16 protein-coding genes are annotated in these 22441 nt (G+C 73.9%); 5 read left to right on the forward strand and 11 right to left on the reverse strand.

Translation table 11 applies throughout. From position 1 onward, the window contains the following. Nucleotides 1–122 precede the first annotated feature (122 nt). Nucleotides 123–1751: a sodium:solute symporter family protein gene (locus ACIQPQ_RS13000; protein WP_401303089.1), complete on the forward strand. Its 1629-nt coding sequence runs from the start codon at nucleotides 123–125 to the stop codon at nucleotides 1749–1751. A 23-nt stretch (nucleotides 1752–1774) separates the two neighbouring features. Here the strand turns inward: ACIQPQ_RS13000 and ACIQPQ_RS13005 are convergent, their stop codons facing one another. The 4 genes from ACIQPQ_RS13005 to ACIQPQ_RS13020 all read right to left on the reverse strand — a co-directional run bounded on the left by ACIQPQ_RS13005 (nucleotide 1775) and on the right by ACIQPQ_RS13020 (nucleotide 7499). Beyond that, nucleotides 1775–2893 carry an ADP-ribosylglycohydrolase family protein gene (locus tag ACIQPQ_RS13005; RefSeq protein WP_401303090.1) on the reverse strand — a complete coding sequence of 373 codons (1119 nt, stop codon included), beginning with the start codon at nucleotides 2891–2893 and terminating at the stop codon, nucleotides 1775–1777. Between the two features lie 404 nt (nucleotides 2894–3297). Next, on the reverse strand, nucleotides 3298–3867 hold the full coding sequence (locus tag ACIQPQ_RS13010) for a hypothetical protein (RefSeq protein ID WP_401303092.1): 570 nt from the start codon (nucleotides 3865–3867) through the stop codon (nucleotides 3298–3300). 111 nt (nucleotides 3868–3978) lie between these two features. Then, entirely contained in the window at nucleotides 3979–6564 is a 2586-nt protein-coding gene (locus ACIQPQ_RS13015; RefSeq protein ID WP_401303093.1) for a bifunctional FO biosynthesis protein CofGH, read from the reverse strand. A gap of 77 nt (nucleotides 6565–6641) precedes the next feature. Beyond that, the gene (locus tag ACIQPQ_RS13020; protein ID WP_401303575.1) at nucleotides 6642–7499 is read right to left on the reverse strand and encodes an LLM class F420-dependent oxidoreductase; all 858 of its coding nucleotides are present in this window, start codon (nucleotides 7497–7499) and stop codon (nucleotides 6642–6644) included. A 291-nt stretch (nucleotides 7500–7790) separates the two neighbouring features. On the opposite strand from ACIQPQ_RS13020, the gene ACIQPQ_RS13025 reads away from it, so the two are divergent. Continuing rightward, the gene (locus ACIQPQ_RS13025; protein WP_401303095.1) at nucleotides 7791–8189 is read left to right on the forward strand and encodes a nitroreductase/quinone reductase family protein; all 399 of its coding nucleotides are present in this window, start codon (nucleotides 7791–7793) and stop codon (nucleotides 8187–8189) included. A 78-nt stretch (nucleotides 8190–8267) separates the two neighbouring features. On the opposite strand, the gene ACIQPQ_RS13030 is transcribed toward ACIQPQ_RS13025, so the two are convergent. The 6 genes from ACIQPQ_RS13030 to ACIQPQ_RS13055 form a co-directional block, all read right to left on the reverse strand. After that, complete coding sequence (locus tag ACIQPQ_RS13030) at nucleotides 8268–9713, reverse strand: aldehyde dehydrogenase family protein (protein ID WP_401303097.1); 1446 nt, start codon at nucleotides 9711–9713, stop codon at nucleotides 8268–8270. Next, nucleotides 9710–11440 carry an amidohydrolase family protein gene (locus ACIQPQ_RS13035; RefSeq protein ID WP_401303099.1) on the reverse strand — a complete coding sequence of 577 codons (1731 nt, stop codon included), beginning with the start codon at nucleotides 11438–11440 and terminating at the stop codon, nucleotides 9710–9712. Before ACIQPQ_RS13035 ends, ACIQPQ_RS13030 begins: the two co-directional genes overlap by 4 nt. Before the next feature lie 249 nt (nucleotides 11441–11689). Beyond that, nucleotides 11690–12805, reverse strand: coding sequence for an LLM class flavin-dependent oxidoreductase (locus ACIQPQ_RS13040; RefSeq protein ID WP_401303100.1), 1116 nt, complete (start codon nucleotides 12803–12805; stop codon nucleotides 11690–11692). A gap of 145 nt (nucleotides 12806–12950) precedes the next feature. Then, nucleotides 12951–13721, reverse strand: a complete 771-nt coding sequence (locus ACIQPQ_RS13045) for an SDR family NAD(P)-dependent oxidoreductase (protein WP_401303102.1) — start codon at nucleotides 13719–13721, stop codon at nucleotides 12951–12953. A gap of 9 nt (nucleotides 13722–13730) precedes the next feature. Then, nucleotides 13731–14636, reverse strand: coding sequence for a TIGR03619 family F420-dependent LLM class oxidoreductase (locus ACIQPQ_RS13050; protein WP_401303577.1), 906 nt, complete (start codon nucleotides 14634–14636; stop codon nucleotides 13731–13733). A gap of 125 nt (nucleotides 14637–14761) precedes the next feature. Continuing rightward, nucleotides 14762–16072 (reverse strand): amidohydrolase family protein, encoded by a 1311-nt coding sequence (locus ACIQPQ_RS13055; RefSeq protein ID WP_401303104.1) that lies wholly within the window; start codon nucleotides 16070–16072, stop codon nucleotides 14762–14764. A gap of 265 nt (nucleotides 16073–16337) precedes the next feature. Between ACIQPQ_RS13055 and ACIQPQ_RS13060 the strand changes: the two genes are divergently transcribed. The 3 genes from ACIQPQ_RS13060 (at nucleotide 16338) to ACIQPQ_RS13070 (ending at nucleotide 20726) form a co-directional block, all read left to right on the forward strand. After that, a complete protein-coding gene (locus ACIQPQ_RS13060) occupies nucleotides 16338–19538 on the forward strand; it encodes an AfsR/SARP family transcriptional regulator (protein WP_401303105.1) in 3201 nt (1066 codons plus the stop codon). 207 nt (nucleotides 19539–19745) lie between these two features. After that, a complete protein-coding gene (locus ACIQPQ_RS13065) occupies nucleotides 19746–19949 on the forward strand; it encodes a hypothetical protein (RefSeq protein ID WP_401303107.1) in 204 nt (67 codons plus the stop codon). Between the two features lie 324 nt (nucleotides 19950–20273). Next, nucleotides 20274–20726 (forward strand): phospholipase, encoded by a 453-nt coding sequence (locus ACIQPQ_RS13070; protein WP_383769502.1) that lies wholly within the window; start codon nucleotides 20274–20276, stop codon nucleotides 20724–20726. Nucleotides 20727–20748: 22 nt separating this feature from the next. On the opposite strand, the gene ACIQPQ_RS13075 is transcribed toward ACIQPQ_RS13070, so the two are convergent. Next, nucleotides 20749–22398, reverse strand: coding sequence for a FadD3 family acyl-CoA ligase (locus ACIQPQ_RS13075; protein ID WP_401303109.1), 1650 nt, complete (start codon nucleotides 22396–22398; stop codon nucleotides 20749–20751). Between the last annotated feature and the right edge of the window lie 43 nt (nucleotides 22399–22441).

Here is a 22441-nt window from a genome sequence, read left to right on the forward strand (position 1 = left end):
ATGCATGTGAACTAAGGACAGTATAGCGAATTCTTTTACTCTCCCTTGACCTGCGGGTTGCTTGTCGTGTCCACGCGGGAGCGCCCACGATGAGCGCCGGGCCGAACCCTGGGAGGGCGCATATGAACGGTCTCGACTGGGCCGTGCTCATCGGCTACTTCGGCGTGATGGTCGCCATCGGCGTGTGGTCGCACAAACGGGTCGACGACGTCAGCGACTTCTTCACGGCCGGCGGCCGGATGCCCTGGTGGCTGTCGGGCATCTCGCACCACATGTCCGGCTACAGCGCGGTGATGTTCACCGGCTACGCGGGCATCGCCTACACCTACGGCGTCACCTCGTTCGTCACCTGGTCCTTCCCGATCGCGCTCGGCATCGCGATCGGCTCCAAGCTGTTCGCGCCCCGGATCAACCGGCTGCGCTCACGGCTGCACGTGGCCTCCCCGCTGGAGTACCTGAAGAACCGGTACGACCTGAAGACGCAGCAGGCGCTGGCCTGGTCCGGGATGCTGCTGAAGATCGTCGACGTGGGTGCCAAGTGGGCCGCGATCGCCACCCTGTTGTCGGTGTTCACCGGGATCTCGCTGAACCAGGGCATCCTCATCACCGGCGGCATCACCGCCGTCTACTGCACCATCGGCGGACTGTGGGCCGACGCGCTCACCGAGCTGGGGCAGTTCATCATCCAACTCCTCGCCGGGGTCGCCATGTTCGTGGCCGTGGTGATGGAACTCGCCGACCGGGACATCGGGTTCCTCGGCGCCTGGGACGAACCCGCCCTCCAGGGCCACGGCGAACCGCTCGTCGGGCCGTACGGGACGGTGTTCCTCCTGGCGTTCCTCTTCATCAAGCTCTTCGAGTACAACGGCGGCATGCTCAACCAGGCCCAGCGGTACATGGCCACCGCCACCCCCAAGGAGGCGGAACGGTCGGCGCGGCTGTCGGCGGTGCTGTGGCTGGTCTGGCCGCTGGTGCTGTTCTTCCCGATGTGGATGTCGCCGCTGCTGGTCGAGTCGCAGAAGCCCGACGGCTCCGACTCCTACGCCCTCATGACCGAACAGCTCCTGCCGCACGGGCTGCTGGGGCTGGTCATCGTCGGCTTCTTCTCGCACACCATGGCCATGTGCTCCTCCGACGCCAACGCCATCGCCGCCGTCTTCACCCGGGACTGCGCGCCCGTGCTGTCGGCGCGGGCCCGCGCCTGGGACCAGCGCGCCGGACTGATCGCGGCGCGCGTCGCCACCGTCGTCTTCCTCGGACTGTCGATGGCCGCGGCCACCCAGGTCAACTCCCCCGCGTTCAAGGACATCATCACCGTGGTGATCAAGTGGGTGGCCGGACTGATGGGTCCGATGGCCATCCCGATGATGCTGGGCCTGCTGCGGCCGTTCCGCCGCTCCGGGCCGACGGCGGCACTGGTCAGCTGGGCGGCCGGACTGCTCGCCTTCTGGCTGGTCAACTACCCGATCAACTGGAACGTGGACGGCGGGGTGCCGTTGCAGTACCAGGTCTCCGTGCCGCTCGCGGTCTCCCTCGTGCTGTACATCCTCATCGGGTTCCTCAAGCCGGAGGACACCCCGGAGCGGCTGGCGATCATCGACCGGATCAACACCGACGGCGACGGGGACGGGGACGGGGGCGCGGCCTCGGGTGGGGCGGCGGTCCCGGAGCCCCGCGAGGAGGCTGCGGCCGGTCCCGCCGCTCCGGCCTCTCCGTCTTCTCCGGCCTCTCCGGCGCGGGACGGGGGCTGAGGGCCGGGCGGGCGGCGGCGGGGTCAGGCTTCGCGGGGGTAGCGGGTCAGCCACGCCGGTGAGGCGCCCGACGGGCCGTGCAGAGCCGGGCCCTGGGTCATCTCCATCGCGAAGTCGTCGGCGAGTTCCAGCAGCGTGGGACGGCCCTCCAGCTCGGCCAGCCAGGCCGGGGGGAGGGCCGTCTCGCCGTGCAGGGCGCCGAGCAGGCCGCCCGTCAGCGCGCCGGTCACCGCCGAGCGGCCGCCGTGATTGACGGCCAGGCGCAGCCCGTGGCGTACGTCCTCGGCGACCAGCGCGCAGTACACGGCCGCGGCGAGCACCTCGCGGGCCGTCCCCTCCCCCGCCAGCTCCGCCACCCGCTCCGGTCCCGGCAGCCCCTGCCGTACGGCACCCAGCGCCCGCTTCAACGACTCCGTCACCGGCTCGTGGCCGGGGCGCGCGGTCAGCAGGGTGATCGCCTGCCGTACGGCGCCGTCGACGCTGCCGCCCCGGGCGAGGGCGTGCACGGTCACCGCGTACGCGCCCGCCGTGAGGTGGCCCACGGGGTGGCCGTGGGTCTGCGCCGCGCACTCCACGGCGAGCTGCGCCACCAGCTGCGGCTCCCAGCCCACCAGCAGGCCGAACGGCGCCGAACGCGCGGTCGCCTCGGGGCCCTGCTCGGCCGGGCCCTTCGGTGCGTCCAGCGTGCCCATCCGGTCGTCGCCGAACCCGATCAGCAGCGAGCGGGCGGGGTCGCGGCGGGCGTACAACCACTCCTCGTGGGCGAGCCAGCCGTCCTCCGGGCGGCGCAGGTCCGGGCCCCAGTCGCGCTGCGTCGCCGCCCACCGCAGATACGCGCGGTGCAGATCGGTCGGAGGGTGCCAGGCGCCCGTGTCCCGGCGGACCTGGGCGCGGATCAGGCCGTCCACCGTGAACAGGGTCAGCTGGGTGAGGTGGGTGACGGTGCCGCGGCGGCCGTACGCGGGGGCCAGGTCGACGAGGCCCTCCGCGCCGTGCGCCTCGCGCAGCGCGTCCAGGCCGAGGGGGTCCACGGGGGCGCCCAGGGCGTCGCCCACGGCCGCGCCGAGCAGGGTGCCGCGGACTCGGCTGCGGAAGTCCTGCTGTTCGGCTCGGCCCCAGACGTTGCCGGCTGTCGCACCCACCTAGTCCTCCCGGCACCGTCCGTACGTACGACGTTCGTCACTGTAATCGAACGAGTCTCCCCTGCGGGGGGCTGCGCCGGGCTTGGCGGGGGTGGGGTGCGGGGTGGTGGGGTTGTTCGCGGTGTTCCCCGCGTCGCCTTGCGGGCTGCGCCCAGCATCATCGGCTTCGGCTGCCGGGCCGGTGGGGGTTGTTCGCGCCGTTCCCCGCGCCCCCATGCGGGCTTCGCCCGGCATCATTGACTTTGGCCGCCGGGCCGGTGGGGGTTGATCGCGCCGTTCCCCGCGCCCCTTTGCGGGCTGCGCCCGCTACCCCATCGGCTTCGGCTGGCGGGTCGTGGGGCCCCTTCGCGCCGTTCCCCGCGCCCCTTTGGGGGCTTCGCCCCCCCTCGGGCGGGGGGAGTTGGTTAGTCGACCACGTGGACCTTGGTGCCTGTTGCGCCGAAGGCCCAGAGGGCTGTGCCGTCGGGCTTGGGCATGCGGACTCCGCCGGTGAGTTTGCCTGCGGCGGGGGGTGGGGAGGAGCCGTCGGCGGCGTTGGAGAAGGCGATGTTGACGCCGGACTTGGCGGAGAAGTAGATGACGTGCTCGATGGCGACGCCGTCGGAGCCGGTGAGGGCGTCCTTGCGGACGGAGATCGTGTAGGTGCCGGGGTCGGGGTCGACCGTGCCGGGCCAGACGGTGAAGGTGCGGCGGGCCTGGTCGTCGGCGTCGACGAGCCAGACCTGGCGGGCGCCGAGGGCGTACACGATCCGGCGGCCGGTGCCCGAGCCGTCGGGGACGGGGGCGGTCTTCGGGGGTGCGGACGCCGACGGCTTCGCGCTCGTGGACGGCTTCGCCGAGGGGGCGGGGCTCGCCGCCGTCGGCACGGGGTGCGGGCCCTGGTCGGCCCGCACCGTGAGGGCGCCGACGACGACGATCGCACCGGCCGTGAGACCGGTGACCCAGGCCCACGAGGGAAGCCGTCGGGCAGCCACGGAACGCAACTCCTCAGGTACGGGACCCCCCGAACTAGGGGTCCGATCATCGTACTGCGATGACCTCGTGTCCCGTTCCGCGGCAGCCCCCGCCGCCCCCTCCGCGCCCCCTCAGTCCAGGACCGGCAGCAGCTTCGGCAGGTGGCCGTCGGAGGCCGCCGCCGCGCGCTGCCGCTCCTCGGGGACCTCTCCGTACAGCGTCGTGCGCGGCTTCGCCGGGCGCCCGGCGGCCTCGGCGACGGCGACGAGGTCCTTGACCGACTTGTAGGAGCCGTAGGAGGAGCCCGCCATGCGGGAGATCGTCTCCTCCATCAGGGTGCCGCCGAGGTCGTTCGCGCCGGAGCGGAGCATCTCGGCCGCGCCCTCCGTGCCGAGCTTGACCCAGCTGGTCTGGATGTTGGGGATCCAGGGGTGCAGCAGCAGGCGGGCCATGGCGGTGACGGCGCGGTTGTCGCGGACGGTGGGGCCGGGGCGGGCGATCCCGGCGAGGTAGACGGGGGCGTTGGTGTGGATGAAGGGCAGGGTCACGAACTCCGTGAAACCGCCGGTGCGTTGCTGGATGCCGGCGAGGGTGCGGAGGTGGCCGAGCCAGTGCCGGGGCTGGTCGACATGCCCGTACATCATCGTGGACGAGGAGCGGATGCCGAGTTCGTGGGCGGTGGTGATGACCTCGATCCAGGTGGCGGTGGGGAGTTTGCCCTTGGTGAGGACCCAGCGGACCTCGTCGTCGAGGATCTCGGCGGCCGTGCCGGGCACCGAGTCGAGTCCGGCCTCCTTGGCGGCGGTCAGCCACTCGCGGATCGACAGCCCGGTACGGGTCGCGCCGTTGACAACCTCCATCGGCGAGAAGGCGTGCACGTGCATGCCGGGGACGCGTTCCTTGACCGCCTTCGCGATGTCGAAGTAGGCGGTGCCGGGCAGGTCGGGGTGGATGCCGCCCTGCATGCAGACCTCCACCGCGCCCACCTCCCAGGCCTGTTGGGCGCGGTCGGCGACCTGGTCGAGGGAGAGCGTGTAGGCGTCGGCGTCGGTGCGGCGCTGCGCGAAGGCACAGAACCGGCAGCCGGTGTAGCAGACGTTGGTGAAGTTGATGTTCCGCGTGACGATGTAGGTGACGTCGTCGCCGACGGCCGCGCGGCGCACGTCGTCCGCGATGCGGGTGAGGGCGTCGAGGGCGGGCCCGTCGGCGTGCAGCAGGGCCAGCGCCTCGGCGTCGGTGAGCTTCGTCGGGTCGTCGGCGGCCGTGGCGAGGGCCTGCCGTACGTCGGTGTCGATGCGCTCGGGGACCATGCCGGGGGCGGCGGCCTCGCGCAGCTCCTCCCAGTCGCCGTAGACGGCGTCGAAGTCGTCGCGGCGGTCGGTGGTGCGGCCGTCGGTGTCGATGGTGCGGTGCAGGTCGGTGCGGCCGGTGGCGGTGAACGCCTCGTCGGGCTCCTGCCAGGGGCGGCCCACGACGGGCGCGTCGGGGAGGGCGAGGCCGGTCTCCGGGTCGGCGAGGGCGCGGACGTGCGGCAGCAGCCGCGGGTCCAGCCAGGGTTCGCCGCGGGTGACGAACTCCGGGTACACGCACAGCCGTTCGCGCAGCTCGAAGCCGGCCGCGGCGGACCGGGCGGCGAGTTCCTCGATCTGCGGCCAGGGGCGTTCGGGGTTGACGTGGTCGATGGTGAGCGGGGAGACGCCGCCCCAGTCGTCGATGCCCGCGCCGATGAGCCGCTCGTACTCGCTGTCGACCAGGTTGGGCGGTGCCTGGAGGCAGGCGCTCGGGCCGAGCAGCAGCCGGGCGACGGCCACCGCGGCGACCAGTTCGTCGAGTTCGGCGTCGGGCATGCCGCGCATCGCGGTGCCGGGCTTGGCGCGGAAGTTCTGGATGATCAGTTCCTGGACGCCGTGGTAGGCGCGGGAGACCTTGCGCAGCGCGAACAGCGACTCGGCGCGCTCCTCGTGGGTCTCGCCGATGCCGATGAGGATGCCGGAGGTGAAGGGGACGGAGGAGCGGCCCGCGTCCTCCAGGACCCGCAGCCGCACGGCCGGTTCCTTGTCCGGGGAGCCGTGGTGGGGGCCGCCGGGCTCGGACCACAGGCGGGTCGCGGTGGTCTCCAGCATCATCCCCATCGACGGCGCGACCGGCTTGAGCCGCTGGAAGTCCGTCCAGGACATCACCCCGGGGTTGAGGTGCGGGAGCAGGCCGGTCTCCTCCAGGATGCGGATCGAGATGGCGCGGACGTAGGCGATGGTGTCGTCGTAGCCGTGCGCGTCGAGCCATTCGCGGGCCTCGGGCCAGCGGTCCTCGGGCTTGTCGCCGAGGGTGATGAGGGCTTCCTTGCAGCCGAGGGCGGCGCCCTTGCGGGCCACGTCCAGCACCTCGTCCGGGGACATGAACATGCCGTGCCCGGCGCGCCGCAGCTTGCCGGGGACGGTGACGAACGTGCAGTAGTGGCACTTGTCGCGGCAGAGCCGGGTGAGCGGCACGAACACGCTCTTGGAGTAGGTGATGACGCCGGGCCGCCCGGCCGCCTCCAGGCCCGCGTCGCGCACCCGCGCCGCCGAGGCGGACAGGTCGTCCAGGTGGGCGCCGCGCGCCTGGAGCAGGACCGCCGCCTCGGACACGTCCAGCGCGACGCCGTCCCGGGCACGTTTGAGGGCGCGACGCAGGGAGTTCTCGGTGGGGCCCGTTCCGGAGGTCGCGGAGGTCGTCATTCCTTGAGCATACGTTCGGGCCGACCTGCGCCGATCGGTACGTACGGTTCTGTCCGGATCGCCACGGCAGGCGGCTCTCAGGCGGCGCCGGGCAGGTGGGCGGCGTACCCGTCGAGGGCCTTGAGGACCTCGGCCTCCCCGGCGGGCGGGAGCTGCACGACGATCTCCTCGACGCCCAGCTCGGCGTAGTGCGCGAGCTTGCCCGGCGAGGGGAACACGGCGTACGGCACGACCTGGAGGGCGGCCGGGTCGCGGCCCGCGTCGGCCCACGCGGCGCGCAGCACCGGCAGCGACTCGGTGAGGCCGCCGCCGCCGATCGGGAGCCAGCCGTCGGCGTACGCGCAGATGTGCTCGAACAGCTTCGGGCCCGCCGCGCCACCGACGAGCGTGCGGGGGCCGGTGACCGGGCCGCGCGGCTTCTGCACCGGCTTGGGATGGGCGTGGCTGGCCCGCACCGAGCCGAACGGGCCCTCGTGGCCGGTCGGTTCCTCGCTCCACAGCGCGCGCATCACGGCCATCCGGTCGCGGACCAGGGCGCGGCGGGTGCGCCACTCGACGCCGTGGTCGTCGGCCTCCTCGACGTTCCAGCCGAAGCCGAGGCCGAGGGTGAACCGGCCGCCGGAGAGGTGGTCCAGGGTGGCGACCTGCTTGGCGAGGCCGATCGGGTCGTGCTGGGCGACCAGCGTGATGCCGGTGCCGAGGCCCAGCCGCTCGGTGACGGCGGCGGCCTGCCCGAGCGCCACGAACGGGTCGAGGGTCCGCCCGTACTCCGGCGGCAGCTCGCCGCCCGCCGGGTACGGCGTCGTCCGCTCCACGGGGATGTGGGTGTGCTCGGGGAGGTAGAGCCCGGCGAAACCGCGCTGCTCCAGTTCGCGGGCGAGGCGGACGGGGGTGATCGTCTCGTCGGTGAGGAAGATCGTGGCGGCGATGCGCATGGGGGGCGTGGCCTTTCCGGGGCGGGAGCGGGACGGATGCCGGGGACGGGGTGCTGTCATCTGTACCGGGTACGGACGCCGGTGTCCATACCGACCGGTCGGAACCGTGGCGGGGAGGGGCGGGCCGGGAGAAGCGGAGTGGGCGGCGGGGGTGCGGGCGGCGGGCGTACGGGGTGCGGGTACCGGGCGGGGGCCGTGTGGAGGACGATGGCGGGGGCGGTCCTGGTCCGCTGCTCTCCCCCGCCGCTCCCCCCGTCTCTCCCCCGCCTGCCCGAAGGAGTTCCGCCGCCCATGTCCCGTTCGGACGACCGCCGGCACCGTGCCGTGACCGCTTTCCAGCGGCGGGTCAACCCGCTGCTGCGCCGCCTTCCCGGGCAGACCGTGCTGGAGACGACCGGCCGGGTGTCCGGGCTGCCCCGGCGGACGCCGGTGGGCGGGCGGCGGGTGGGCGACGTGTTCTGGCTGGTGTCGGAGTTCGGGGAGCGCTCGCAGTACGTGCGCAACATCCGGGCCGACCCGCGCGTCCGGGTACGGCTCCGGGGCCGCTGGTACACCGGCACCGCCCGCCTGCTCCCCGACGACGACCCGAGGGCCCGGCTGCGCACCCTGCCGAGGTTCAACAGCGCGGCCGTACGGGTCCTCGGGACGGATCTGCTGACGGTACGGGTGGAGCTGGACGGCCGCCGCTGACGGGACGGGCGGGCCGCCGGGGTGCACGGGACGCGAGGGGTGCGCGGGGTGCGCTTGCCGCACGGGGTGCGCGGGGTGTCATCCCGGCCACACGATCGACTGCACCTCGCTGTAGGCGTGGAGGGCGTAGGAGCCGACGTCACGGCCGACCCCGCTCTGTTTGAAGCCGCCGAAGGGGGCCTCCATGTTGCGGGCGACGGTGTTGATGCCGACGCCTCCGGCGCGCAGGCGGCGGGCGACGCGGAAGGCGCGGGCGGTGTCGGCGGACCAGACGTAGTCGATGAGGCCGTAGTCGGTGGCGTCGGCGAGGGCGATGCCCTCCTCCTCGTCGTCGAAGGGGAGGACGGTGACGACGGGGCCGAAGATCTCCTCCCGGACGACGCGCATCGTGGGGGCGCAGTCGGCGAGGACGGTGGGGGCGACGTAGAAGCCCCGTGGCAGGGGCGGGCGTTCGCCGCCGGTGACGACCGTCGCGCCTTCCTCACGGGCCAGTTCGACGTACGCCTCCACGCGGTCGCGGTGGGCGGCCGAGATGACGGGGCCGACGACGGTGTCGCGGGCGCGCGGGTCGCCGACCGGGAGGCGGCGGGCGTGTGCGGCGAGGGCGTCCACCAGGCGTTCGTAGACGGGGCGTTGGGCGAGGACGCGGGTGGGGGCGGTGCAGATCTGGCCGCTGTAGAAGGAGAACGTGGTGCCGATGCCGGCGACCGCCGAGGCGAGGTCGGCGTCGTCGAGGACGAGGGCCGCGCCCTTGCCGCCCAGCTCCATCAACTGCCGTTTCATGGACCGGCCGCAGACCTCCGCGATCCGCCGCCCGACGGCCGTGGAGCCGGTGAAGCTGACCATGTCGACGTCCGGGGAGGCGACGACCGCCTCGCCGATCGCGGCGGCGCGGCCGGAGACGACGTTGACCACGCCGGGCGGCACCCCGGCCGCCTCCAGGGCCTCCGCCATGCGGTACACGGACAGCGGGTCCTGCGGGGCGGGCTTCACGACGACGGTGTTGCCCATGGCGAGGGCGGGGGCGATCTTCCCGGCCGCGTTGGCCCACGGGTTGTTGTACGAGGTGACGCAGGCGACGACGCCGACGGGCTGGCGGACGGCGAGGGCGCTCGTGACGCCGCCCCGGCCGAGCGGTCCGGCCTCGCTGATCTGCGGGGCGATCGGCCACTCGGCGGGCTCGACGCGGGCGTACCGCCGGAAGCGGGCGGCGGCGACACCGACCTGCATGGCGCGCGCGGTGGCGGTGGTCGCGCCGGTCTCGGCCTCCGCGAGTTCGGCGTACGGGACCAGGTGGTCGCGGACGACGGCCGCCGCCCGCGCGAGGATCACGGCGCGTTCCTCGGGCGGGGTGCGGGACCAGGGGCCGAGGGCGGCGCGGGCGGCGGCGCAGGCGGCGAGCGCCTGCGCGCGGGAGGCCTCCGGGGCCTCCCCCACGGTCTCCTCGGTCGCCGGGTCGGTCACCGGGTAGTGCCCGCCGTCCGGCTCCACCCAGACGCCGTCGATGAACAGCCGCTGCTTCACCGGGTGTTCACCGTCCTGGTGTCACGGCCGGAGCGCAGCACCCGGCCGGGTACGGCGCCGGTCACCACGTCGTCGCGGATCGCCTCGACGCCGTTGACCCACACGGCGCGCACGCCGAGCGCCCGCGCGTCGAGGCGGGGGCTGTCGCCGGGCAGGTCGTGGACGAGGGTGGCCGGGCCCGCGTCGATCCGCTCGGGGTCGAAGAGGACCAGGTCGGCGTGGAACCCCTCCTGGACGCGGCCGCGGCCGCGGAGCCCGAAGAGGCGGGCGGGGTCGTCGGTGAGCATCCGGACGGCCCTCTCCAGGCCGACCAGGCGCCGTCCGCGCAGGCAGTCCCCGAGGAAGCGGGTGGTGTACGGCGCCCCGCACATGCGGTCCAGGTGGGCGCCCGCGTCGGAGCCGCCGAGGAGGACGTCCTCGTGCCGCCAGGTCTCGGCGCGCAGCCTCCAGGAGGCGGGGTCGTTGTCGGTGGGCATCGGCCACAGCACGGTGCGCAGGTCGTCGGCGGCGCAGATCTCGACCAGGCAGGCGAAGGGGTCCTGGCCGCGTTCGGCGGCGATGTCCCCGACGACGCGGCCGGTGAGGCCCCGGTTGGCGGTGCTGTAGGTGTCGCCGACGACGTACCGGTCGAAGCGGGCGAGGCGGCGGAAGACGCCGGCCTCCTTGGACGCGGCACGGCGCAGCAGGTCGGCGCGGACGGCCGGGTCGCGCAGGCGGGCGACGCGTTCGGGGACGGGCAGGCCGAGGACGGGGCCCCAGCCGGGGATGAGGTTGAGGGCGCAGAAGGTGCCGAGCGACATGTTCATCGGGGTGAGGATCGGCATGGTCAGCGCGACGACCCGGCCGCCCGCCGCGCGGGCCCGTTCGCTCACCGACAGCTGGCGGGGCACCCGTTCGGGGACGGCGGCGTCGACGGTGAGGACGTTCCAGTTCAGGGGCCGTCCCGCGGTGGCGCTCAGTTCCACGAAGAGGTCCGCCTCGGCGTCGCTGAACTGGTCGAGGCATCCGGCGACGATGGCCTCGATCTGGGTGCCCTCGTGCGCGCCCACGGCGCGGGCCAGCGCGAGGAGTTCGTCGGGGCGGGCGTGCCGGGAGGCGACCGGGCGGCCGTCGCCGTCGGAGTGGGTGGACGACTGCGTGGTGGAGAACCCCCAGGCGCCCGCGTCCATCGCGTCGCGCAACAGCCCGGCCATGGAGTCGAGTTGCCGCCGGTCGGGGGTGCCGCCGACGGCGTCCGCGCCCATCACGTACCGGCGGAGCGCGCAGTGCCCCACCATGAAGCCCGCGTTGACGGCGATCCGGCCCTCCAGGGCGTCGAGGTAGTCGCCGAAGGTGTGCCAGGTCCAGGGCGCGCCCTCCTCCAGGGCGACCAGGGACATGCCTTCCACCTTGGCCATCATCCGCCGGGTGTAGTCGGCGTCCTCGGGCCGGTCGGGGTGGAGCGGGGCGAGGGTGAACCCGCAGTTCCCGGCGGCGACGGTGGTCACCCCGTGGTGGAGGGAGGGCGTGGCGTACGGGTCCCAGAACAGCTGGGCGTCGTAGTGGGTGTGGGGGTCGACGAACCCGGGCGCGAGGACGAGCCCGCCCGCGTCCTCGACGGCCCGCGCCTCCTCCCGGACCACCCCCACGACCACGATCCGGTCGTCCCGCACCCCCACGTCGGCCACCCGCGCGGGCCCCCCGCTCCCGTCCACGACGGTGGCCCCCCGGACCACGAGATCAAGCACCCCACTCACCTCCGGACACAGAACACGGACAAAGCCACCTCCACGCAAGCCCCACGCCCCCGGTGGCACGAGGACCCCGGCCACGACAGGGGCGCGGGGAACTGCGCGACCAGCCACATCGCACCCGCGCGGGCCCCCGACCGAACCCCCCGCCCCTCAGGGGCGCGGGGAACTGCGCGACCGGCCCCCACCCACCCGCACCCGCCGACGCACCCCCTCCCCCCACCCCCTCCCGGCGTCCCACGAGGGCTACGCCGCCCGGAACCGGGTGGTCCGGTGCACCGGATCGGTGTCGATCCGGGGAATCACGTGCTCCCCGATCAGCCGGATCGTCCGGAGCGTCTCCTCCTTCGGCACCCCCACCGGCAGCCCGAAGCTCAGCTGGTCGGCCCCGGCCTGCTCCCACCGCTTGCACTGCCGGGTCACCTCGTCCGGGTCACCGCAGATCAACAGCTCCTCCTCGATGAGGAGTTCGACGAACTCGGCGGTGTAGGGCGGCAGCGTCTGCGGCCAGACGGGGAAGCCCTCGGGGCGCGGGAAGGTGTCGTGGTAGCGGAAGACGAGCGAGGGCAGGTAGTGCAGCCCGCCGCGGACCGCGATGTCGACGGCCTCCGCGTGGGTGGGCGCGCAGATGGCGGTGGTCGTCACCATCACGTTGTCGTTGACGAAGTCCCCGACGGGTTCGGCGTCGACGATCGCGGTCTTGTACTGCTCCAGCACCCATTCCATGTCGGAGACCTTCTGCACGCTGAAGCCGAGCACGCCGAGGCCCTTGCGGGCGGCCATGGCGTACGAGGGCGGCGACCCGGCGGCGTACCACATCGCCGGGTGGGACCGCCCGTACGGCTTGGGCAGGACCTTGCGGGGCGGGAGCTGCCAGTGCTTGCCGCGGAAGCCCTCGTACTCGTCCTGGAGCCACATCCTGGGGAACTCCGCGATGGTCTCCTCCCAGATCTCCTTGGTGTGGTTCATGTCGGTGATGCCGGGGAGGAAGCCGAGGATCTCGTGCGAGCCCGCGCCGCGGCCGGAGCCGAACTCGAAGCGGCCCTCGGTGAGGTGGTCGAGCATGGCGACCTTCTCGGCGACCTTCACGGGGTGGTTGACCTGGGCGAGCGGGTTGAAGATCCCGGAGCCGAGGTGGATGCGTGCGGTGGCGTGGGCGAGGTAGCCGAGGAAGACGTCGTTGGCGGAGAGGTGGGAGTACTCCTCCAGGAAGTGGTGTTCGGACGCCCAGGCGTACTTGAAGCCGGAGCGGTCGGCCTGGATGACGTACTCGGTCTCCTCCATCAGCGCCTTGTGTTCGGCGAGCGGGTCGGTCTCGGCGCGCTTGCCGACGTATCCCTGTACAAAGAGCCCGAATTCCACGGCGGTCCACCGTCCCCAGAGTCCCGGATTCCTGACGGCTTTTCTGACGCTCCGTCAGATCTGTGTGTCGGCCGACTGTGGCACCGGCCGCGTGGACCGTCAAGACATGACGGCCCGTCAGTTGCAGCTTGTGCGGGGCGCGCGTTCAGATGACGGTGATCCCGGCGAGCCAGCCCCCGTCGATCACGAACGGCTGCCCGGTGACGTACGAGGAGGCGTCCGAGGTGAGGAAGAGCGCGAGCCGGGCGACCTCCTGGGGGCGGCCCATCCGGCCGAGGGGGATCAGCTTGCGGTAGAGCGCGTCGAGCGCCTTCGACGTCGCCTCCGGGTCGGCCGCCGGGTCCAGCAGCGCCGGGTTGGACATGGGGGTGTCGATGGCGCCGGGGCAGACCGCGTTGACCCGGATGCCGCGCGGTGCCAGCTCCAGGGCGGCGACGCGGGTCAGGCCGAGGACGGCGTGCTTGGTGGCCGCGTAGGTGCCGACCGCGGCCATGCCGGTGAGGGCGGTGCAGGAGGCGGTGTTGACGATCGTGCCGCCGTCGGTGAGTTCCGGCGCGACGGTCTTGATGCCGAGGAAGCAGCCCGCCTGGTTGACCCGCACCACCCGCATGAACTCCTCCAGCGGGGTGTCCACCAGCGCGTTGAACCGCAGCACGCCCGCGTTGTTGACCAGCCCGTCGAGACGCCCGTACGCGGCTCTGGCGGCGGCGACGGCCGACCGCCAGTCCTCCTCGTCGCCCACGTCGAGGTGGACGTAGTGCGCGCCGATCTCCTCGGCGAGGGCCTGCCCCGTGTCGTCCAGCACGTCGGCGACGACGACCCGCGCGCCCTCCTCGCGGAAGAGCCGCGCCTCCTGCTCCCCCTGTCCGCGCGCCGCCCCGGTGATCAGGACGACCCGCCCGTCCAGTGTGCCCATGTCCGCTCCTCAGTCCAGCCGGGGCGCGACCTCCGCGCCGAACGCGGCGATCTGGTCGATGAGTTCGCTGCGGCTCCGGCTGCGGAACCGCACCTGGATCTGGTGCACGCCCATCGCGCGGTACGCCCTCAGCGACTCGGCGATCTCCTCCGGGGCGCCGGTGACCGTGCGTCGGCCGGTGTCCCAGCCCGCGGCGCCGACGTACAGCGGCTCGGTGAGGGCGCCGACGGTGAACGGCCCCGTGCGGCCCGCCTCGTCGCGCAGCCGCCGTATCCGGTCGATGCGGTCGGGGAGTTCGGCGCGCGGGTCGCCCTGCGGGAGCCAGCCGTCGCCGCGCAGGGCGGCCCGGCGGACGGCGGCGGGCGAGGACCCGCCCACCCACAGCGGGACGCGGGCCTGCGCGGGCCGGGGCCGCTGGCCGAGATCGGCGAAGTCGTGGAACGTGCCGTGGTGTTCGGGGAACTCGTCGGGGCCGAGGGCGGCCCGCAGCGCGTCGATCGTCTCGTCGAGCACGGCCCCGCGCCGCCCGAAGTCGGCCCCGACGGCGACGAATTCCTCCGGTACGTGTCCGGCGCCGACGCCGAGGACCAGCCGCCCGCCGCTGAGGTGGTCGAGGGTGGCGTACTGCTTGGCGGTGAGCAGGGGGTGGCGCAGGCCCACCACGGCGACATGGCTGAGCAGGCGGGCGCGTCCGGTGACGGCGGCCAGGTGGGCGAGGGTGGCGACCGGGTCGTACCAGACGGTGCTCATCGCCCCGGCGAGGCGGCGCGGGATCGCGACGTGGTCGCAGACGGCGACGTAGGCGAACCCGGCCCGGTCGGCGGCGCGCGCCACGGCGACCAGGTCGGCCGCCCCGGCGCCGGTCTCCCAGGGCTCGGTGTAGAGGGTGGACTGGGACTGCACGGGGAGCTGGATGCCGTACGCGAGGCGGGTGGCCCCGAGGGCGGCGGGGGCTTCGGGGGCAGCCGTCTCCTCGGTGCCGGTCCCGGCGGCTCCGGAAATTGCGGGGGCTACGGGGGCACCGGTCCCGTCGGTGCCGGTCACCGGGTGGCCGCCGGGCCGGGCCACAGGCCGTCCGGGGTGAGGCCCAGCAGGTCGATGGCGTTGCCGCGCACGATCCGCTCCACGACGGCCGGGTCGAGGTGGCCCATCTGCGCCTCGCCGACCTCGCGGGACTTCGGCCAGGTGGAGTCGGAGTGCGGGTAGTCGGTCTCGTAGAGGACGTTGCCGACACCGACGGCGTCGAGGTTGCGCAGGCCGAAGGCGTCGTCGAAGAAGCAGCCGTGGACGTGCTCGGCGAACAGCTCCGACGGGGGCCGGTGGACCTTGTCGGCGACCCCGCCCCAGGCCCGGTTCTCCTCCCAGACGACGTCGGCACGCTCCAGGATGTAGGGAATCCAGCCGATCTGCCCCTCGGCGTACATCACCTTGAGGTGGGGGAAGCGCTCGAACTTGCCGCTCATCAGCCAGTCGACCATCGAGAAGCAGCAGTTGGCGAAGGTGATGGTGGAGCCGACCGCGGGCGGGGCGTCCGCCGAGGTCGACGGCATCCGGCTGCTGGAGCCGATGTGCATGGCGACGACGGTGCCCGTCTCGTCGCAGGCGGCGAGGAAGGGGTCCCAGGCGTCGGTGTGCACCGACGGCAGGCCGAGGTGCGGGGGTATCTCGGAGAAGGCGACGGCGCGTACGCCCCGGGCGGCGTTGCGGCGGACCTCGGCGGCGGCCAGCTCCGGGTCCCACAGCGGGATCAGGGTGAGCGGGATCAGCCGCCCCCGCGCCTGCGGGCCGCACCACTCCTCCACCATCCAGTCGTTGTAGGCGCGCACGCACAGCAGCGCGAGGTCGCGGTCGGCGGCCTCGGTGAACGTCTGGCCGCAGAAGCGCGGGAAGGTGGGGAAACAGACCGCGGACTGGACGTGGTTGACGTCCATGTCGGCGAGCCGCGACGGCACGTGGTGGGAGCCCGCCCGCATCTGCTCGTACGTGATGACCTCCAGCCGTATCTCGTCCCTGGGGTGGCCGACGGCCGTGTCGAGGCGGGTCAGCGGGCGGCGCAGGTCCTCGTAGACCCACCAGTCGCCGACCGGGCCGTCGTCGCCGGGCTCGCCCATCACGGGCTTGAACCGGCCGCCGAGGAACGTCATCTCCTTCAGCGGGGCCCGCACGATCCGGGGGCCGGTGTCGAGGTACTTCCGCGGCAGGCGGTCCTGCCAGACGGTGGGGGGTTCGACGGTGTGGTCGTCCACGGAGATGATCCGCGGGAAGTCGGCTGCGGGAGCAGGGGTGTCGGGGCGGTCGGCGCCGGGGCGGCCGGGGGCCGGGGGCGGGCCGTCAGGCTCGTGGGTCTCCATGGGGGCACCGTAGCGCCGAACTGACGGACCGTCAGCTCTTGAATCCGACAGCCGGGACGGCTGGCGAACGGCCAGTGGGCGACCGGCGGGACGGCCGACTGGATGACCGACGGGATGACCGGCTCTGCGCGGATCTGTGCGGAGTACGTGTGCGCGGTGTGTGGACTCCTGTGCGGCAGGCTGTGATCGGCGTCTCCCGACGCTGACGTACGGGCACGGACAGGGCAAACTGACCTCCTTGGTCTTGACGCCTGGGGGGACTCCGATGGACGACCGAGGACCACGGGTGCCGCGGCAGCGGCGCTCCGGCCCGGCCCCGGACCCGGCCGCGCTGCGCTTCGACGTGCTCGGCCCGGTCCGCGCCACGTGCGCCGGGGAACCGCTGCCCGCCGGTTCGCCGCAGCAACGCGCCCTGCTGGCCGCGCTGTTGCTGCGCGAGGGCCGTACGGCGACCGCCGCCGAACTGATCGACGCGCTGTGGGGCGAGGAGCCGCCCGTGCAGGCGCTGGCGGCGCTGCGGACGTACGCCTCCCGGCTGCGCAAGGCGCTCGGCCCGGACGTCCTGGTCACCGAGTCCGGGGGGTACGCGGTGCGCGGCCTCGCCGAGGACGCGCTCGACGTGACCGTGGCGCAGGAGGGCGCGGCGGCGGCCGAGAAGGCGCGCGCCGCCGGGGACGCGGACCGGGCGCGCGAGGCGCTGAACCGGACGCTGGCCCTGTGGGACGGGGAGGCGCTGGCCGGGGTGCCCGGCCCCTACGCCGAGACGCAGCGGGTCCGGCTGGAGGAGTGGCGGCTGCAACTCCTGGAGACCCGGCTGGATCTGGACCTGGAGACGGGCGGGCACGCCGAGGCCGTGGCGGAGCTCACGGCGCTGACGGCGGCGCATCCGCTGCGCGAGCGGCTGCGCGAACTGCTGATGCTGGCGCTGTACCGCAGCGGGCGGCAGGCGGAGGCGCTGGCGGTGTACGCCGACACGCAGCGGCTGCTGGCGGAGGAGCTGGGCGTGGACCCGCGGGCCGGGCTGCGCGACCTCCAGCGCCGCATCCTCCAGGCCGACCCGGACCTCGCCGAGCCCACGGCCCCGGCCGCCGCCCCACCGGTCGCGACGCGGGTGCGGCCCGCGCAACTCCCGGCGTCCGTGCCCGACTTCACGGGCCGGGCGGCCTTCGTGACGGAGCTGAGCCAGGTGCTGGCGGGCGCGGTGGGGGCACCGGGCGCGACGGGGCCGACCGGGCCGACGGGCGCGGCGGGCGGGACGGGTGCGGCGGGCACCTTGGGCGCGGCGGGCGCGATGGGCGCGTTCGGCACGGCGGGGCTGGCCGGAGCGGCGGGGACGTCGGGTGGCGCCGGGGCGGCGGGCGGGTCAGCGGGTGCGGCGGGGGTGCCGGGCGGGGCGCTGGTGCCGGGTTCGGCGCACACCGCAGACGCGTCCGCGCTGGTCAGGGGCGCGGGCCGGGTGATGGCGGTGTCGGCCGTCGCGGGCATCGGCGGGGTCGGCAAGACGACCCTGGCCGTGCACGTGGCGCACGGGGCGCGGGCGGCGTTCCCCGACGGTCAGCTGTACGTCGACCTCCAGGGCGCCGGGGCCCGCCCCGCCGACCCGGAGACCGTCCTCGGCGCGTTCCTGCGCGCGCTCGGCACGGAGGACTCCGCGATCCCCGACTCGCTCGCGGAACGGGCCGCGCTGTACCGCTCGGTGCTCGACGGACGCCGGGTGCTGGTCCTGCTGGACAACGCGCGGGACGCGGCGCAGGTGCGTCCGCTGCTCCCCGGCACCGAGGGCTGCGCGGCCCTGGTGACCTCGCGGGCGCGGATGGTGGACCTGGCCGGGGCGCACCTGGTCGACCTGGACGTGATGGCGCCGGACGAGGCCCTCGCGCTGTTCACGAAGATCGTGGGCGAGGAACGGGTCGCCGCCGAGCGGGAGGCCGCGCTGGACGTCGTCGCCGCCTGCGGCTTCCTCCCGCTGGCGCTGCGGATCGCCGCGTCCCGGCTGGCGGCCCGCCGTACCTGGACGGTGTCGGTGCTGGCGGCCAAGCTCGCCGACGAACGGCGGCGGCTGGACGAACTCCAGGCCGGGGACCTCGCGGTGAAGGCCACCTTCGAACTCGGCTACGGCCAGCTGGAACCCGCCCAGGCCCGCGCCTTCCGGCTGCTGGGCCTGGCCGACGGCCCCGACATCTCCGTGGCGGCGGCGTCGGCGGTGCTGGACCTGCCGGAGCCGGACGCCGAGGACCTGCTGGAGTCCCTGGTCGACACCTCGCTGCTGGAGTCGGCGGCGCCCGGCCGCTACCGGCTGCACGACCTCGTCCGGCTCTACGCCCGCGCCTGCGCGGAACGCGACGAGTGGCCGCCCGCGGAGCGCGAGGCCGCGCTGTCGCGGCTGCTGGACTTCTATCTGGCGACGACGGCGGGGGTGTACGCGATGGAGCACCCCCTGGACCGTCTCGTGGACGACCTGGAGTCGGTCGCCCATCCGGGCCTGCGGTTCAGCGAGGGCGCCGCGGCCCTCGACTGGCTGTACACCGAGGCCGGTCCGCTGCTGGCGTGTGTCCGGCAGGCGGCCGGCACCGACCGGCTGCGCCGCGCCGTCGACCTGCTGTGGGCGGCGAAGGACCTCACCGAGTCCGGCGCCAACGCGCACCAGTACGAGACGACGGCCCGCGCCACCTGCGAGGCGACCCGGGCGAGGGACGACGCGCGCGCGGGCGGCAGGGCGCACACGGTCCTCAGCGACGTCCTGCTGGTGTCGGGCCGGATCGGGGACGCCGACGACGAGGCGCGGATCGCCATGGAGCTGGCGGGCCGGGCGCGCGACGCCACCACCGTGAGCTGGGTGGCCAACAACCGCGGGCTGATCTGCCTGCACCAGGGCCGGTTCGGCGACGGCAAGGCCTTCTTCGACCAGGCCATCGAGGGGTTGCGGGCGGCGGGCAACCGGCCCTTCGAGGCGACCGCGCTCGGCAACCTCTCCCGCGCGCACCTCGGGATGGGCAACACGGAGCGGGCGGTGGAGATCGCCCGGCGCGGCCTCGCCGCCCACCACGAGATCGGACGCTCGGTGCGTCTGGCCAACAGCCACTTCGCGCTGGGGGTGGCGCTCACCCAGGCCGAGGAGTACGCGGAGGCCCTCGCGGAGTTCTCCGCCGCGCTGGAGATCTTCCACGAGCACCGGCAGTGGCTGTGGGAGGGCGTGACGCACTTCCGTATCGCCCAGGTGCATCTGGCGGCGGACCGTCCGGCGCGGGCGGCCCACCACGCCGAACTCGCCCTGACCCTGGGGGTGATCGGCGGCGACCGGATGCGCGGCAACGTCCTGACGCTGCTGGGGCGGGCGCTCGCCGCGCTCGGGCAGGCGGACCGGGCCAGGGTCTGCTGGCGCGACGCCCTCGGCCTCTACGAGGGGTCCGGGGCACCGGAGACCGACTCCGTCCGCGCGCTGCTGGCGGCCGTCTCCGCACCGTAGGAACGCGGTGGCACCGGGCCGTTCAGCGTTTGTTTATCGCCCACCGGCACTGTGGGGACAACGGGACCGTCGCGTCGGGGGGCAGGCGGTCCGGCAGGGGCCTCACCAGTTACTGTGTGCGGCTCCGAACGCCCGTCCGGCGGCCCTCGGGGGAGCATGCCGGACGGGCGTTTCTCACACGTCACCACAGCAGAGGAACTCAGTCCCATGAGCGACCAGAACACGGACGCGACCGCCGCACCGGCGAACAACGCCATGCCGACGCCGCCCGCCCCGGAGGAGCCGGGCGAGCAGATCACCACACTCAACAACGCCATGCCGAGCGAGCCCGCCAAGGGCGAGCAGATCACCGCGCTCAACAACGCGATGCCCGCCCCGCCCGCCCTCGACCGCGACCGCGGCGGGAAGTAGCGGCCCGGCACCCACGACGGGGGGACACGGGGGAGCACCACGGGGCCCGACGGGGGAACGACGGGCCCTGCGGGGGAACACGGGGGAACACGGGGGAGCACAGGGGGGACACGGGGGAAGGCGGACGACCGCGGCGGCGCGCAGCAGCGTCACCGCGGTCGTCCGCGTTCCGGCCGAGGGTTAACCCTTCAATCACCGGCAACACCCCAGAGTTCAGCGATCATTCGGCACCAGGGGGTGTGATTCCGGCCGCCTCACCAGGATGCTTTTGACATGAACCTGTTGCCCGAGGGACGGGCATCAGCCCTCATGGAGGTGTCGGAAATGCACCGCAGACTCGCCACCGCACTGACCGCCTCGGCCTTCGCCCTGGGCACCGTGGTCGCCACCGCGACCGCCGCGGGAGCCGCCCCCGCCGACAAGCCGCAGGTCCTCGCCAACTGGACCCAGACCAGCGCGTCCAGCTACAACCAGTGGGCCTCGGCCCGCGCGAACCAGGGCTCCTGGTCCGCGTACGGGTTCGACTGGTCGACCGACTACTGCTCGTCCTCGCCGGACAATCCGTTCGGCTTCCCCTTCCAGAACTCCTGCGCCCGCCACGACTTCGGCTACCGCAACTACAAGGCGATCGGCACCTTCTCCGCGAACAAGGCCCGCATCGACAGTGCCTTCTACGAGGACCTGAAGCGGGTCTGCAACGGCTACAGCGGCGCCACCAAGACCGCCTGCAACAGCACCGCGTGGACGTACTACCAGGCCGTGCGCATCTTCGGCTGACCCCGCGGTTCGGCGGGGCGTCTCAACGGGCGCCCCGCAGTTCGCCCTTGACCACCTTCCCGCTCGCGTTGCGCGGGAGCCGCGCCACGAACTCGACGGTGCGGGGCACCTTGTAGTTGGCCATCTCCCGCCGCGCCCAGGCGATCAGGTCGTCGGAGGTGGTGGGCGCGCCGGGTCTGCGCACCACGTACGCCTTGCCGACCTCGCCGAGCCGGTGGTCGGGGACGCCGACGACCGCGACGTCGGCCACGTCCGGGTGGAGACCGAGGAGTTGCTCGATCTCCGCCGGATAGGCGTTGAAGCCGCCGACGATGAACATGTCCTTGATCCGGTCGGTGATCCGCAGGTTGCCGTCCGCGTCGAGGACGCCGACGTCGCCGGTGCGCAGCCAGCCGTCCGGGCCGATCACCTCGGCGGTGGCGGCGGGGTCCTCGTGGTAGCCGCGCATCACGGTGAAGCCGCGCACCCGCACCTCGCCGGGCTCGCCCGGTCCGCACACCGTGCCGTCGGCGGCGACGACCCGCACCCGCGTGCCGGGGATCGCCCGGCCGGAGGTGGTGGCGATCACCGAGGGCGGGTCGCCGCGGCGGCACATGGTGACGATGCCGCTCGCCTCCGACAGGCCGTACGCGGTGAGGACGGTGGCGACGCCGAGTTCGGCGCGCAGCTGCTCGACCAGCCGCAGCGGCACCACGGCGGCGCCGGTCACGACGAGCCGCAGGCTGGAGAGGTCGTGGGCGGCGCGGGCCGGGTGGTCGAGCAGCGACTGGTGCAGGGTGGGCGGGCCGGGCAGCACGGTGATCCGCTCGGTGGCGATGTGGGCGAGGACGGTGTCGGCGGTGAAGACCGGCTGCGGGATCATCGTCGCGCCGCGGGTCAGGCAGGCGACGACGCCCGCCTTGTAGCCGAAGGTGTGGAAGAACGGGTTCACGATCAGGTAGCGGTCCCCCGCGCGCAGTCCGGCGAGGTCGGACCAGAGGGCGTAGGCGCGGACCGTCTGCGCGTGGGTGATGACGGCGCCCTTGGGGCGGCCGGTGGTGCCGGAGGTGAAGACGAGGTCGGAGGGCCAGTCCGGGCGGACGGCGTCGGCCGCCGCGCGCACCCGGCCGGGCGGTACGTCCTCCCCCGCGGCCAGGAACTCCTTCCAGGTGAGGAAGTCGGGCGGGGCGTCGCCGGAGAGGACCACCACCCGCTCCAGCGCGGGCAGCCCCGGCAACGGGCCGCGGCTGGGGCCCTGTTCGGGAGCGGGTCCCGCCGCCGGTCCCGCGGCGCGGCGCAGGGAGGCGACGTAGGAGGTGCCGAGGAAGGTGCCGGTGACGAAGAGCAGGCGGGCGCCGCTGCGGGCGAGGACCTCGGCCGCCTCGCCGCCCTTGAACCGGGTGTTGAGCGGTACGAGGACCGCGCCCGCCGACACCGCGCCGAGGGCGGCGGTGATCCAGTCGAGCGAGTTGGGCGCCCACACGGCGACCCGGTCCCCGGCCCGCACCCCGTACGCCAGGCAGGCCGCCGCGGCCCGCTCCACGCGGGCGCCCAGCTCGCCGTAGGTGACGCGGGTCCGGCCGTCGACGACGGCCTCGGCGGGGGCGAAGCGGCGGGCCGCCCAGCGCACCAACTCCGGTACGGTCCGCCACTCCTGGCGCCCGTGCGGCTCCGGTGCCTCCGCGTCCGGCATGACGGCCTCCCTCACGCACATTGAGCTGACGGATCATCAGATT

This window comes from Streptomyces sp. NPDC091281 (assembly GCF_044757425.1).
Taxonomy (GTDB): Bacteria; Actinomycetota; Actinomycetes; order Streptomycetales; family Streptomycetaceae; genus Streptomyces.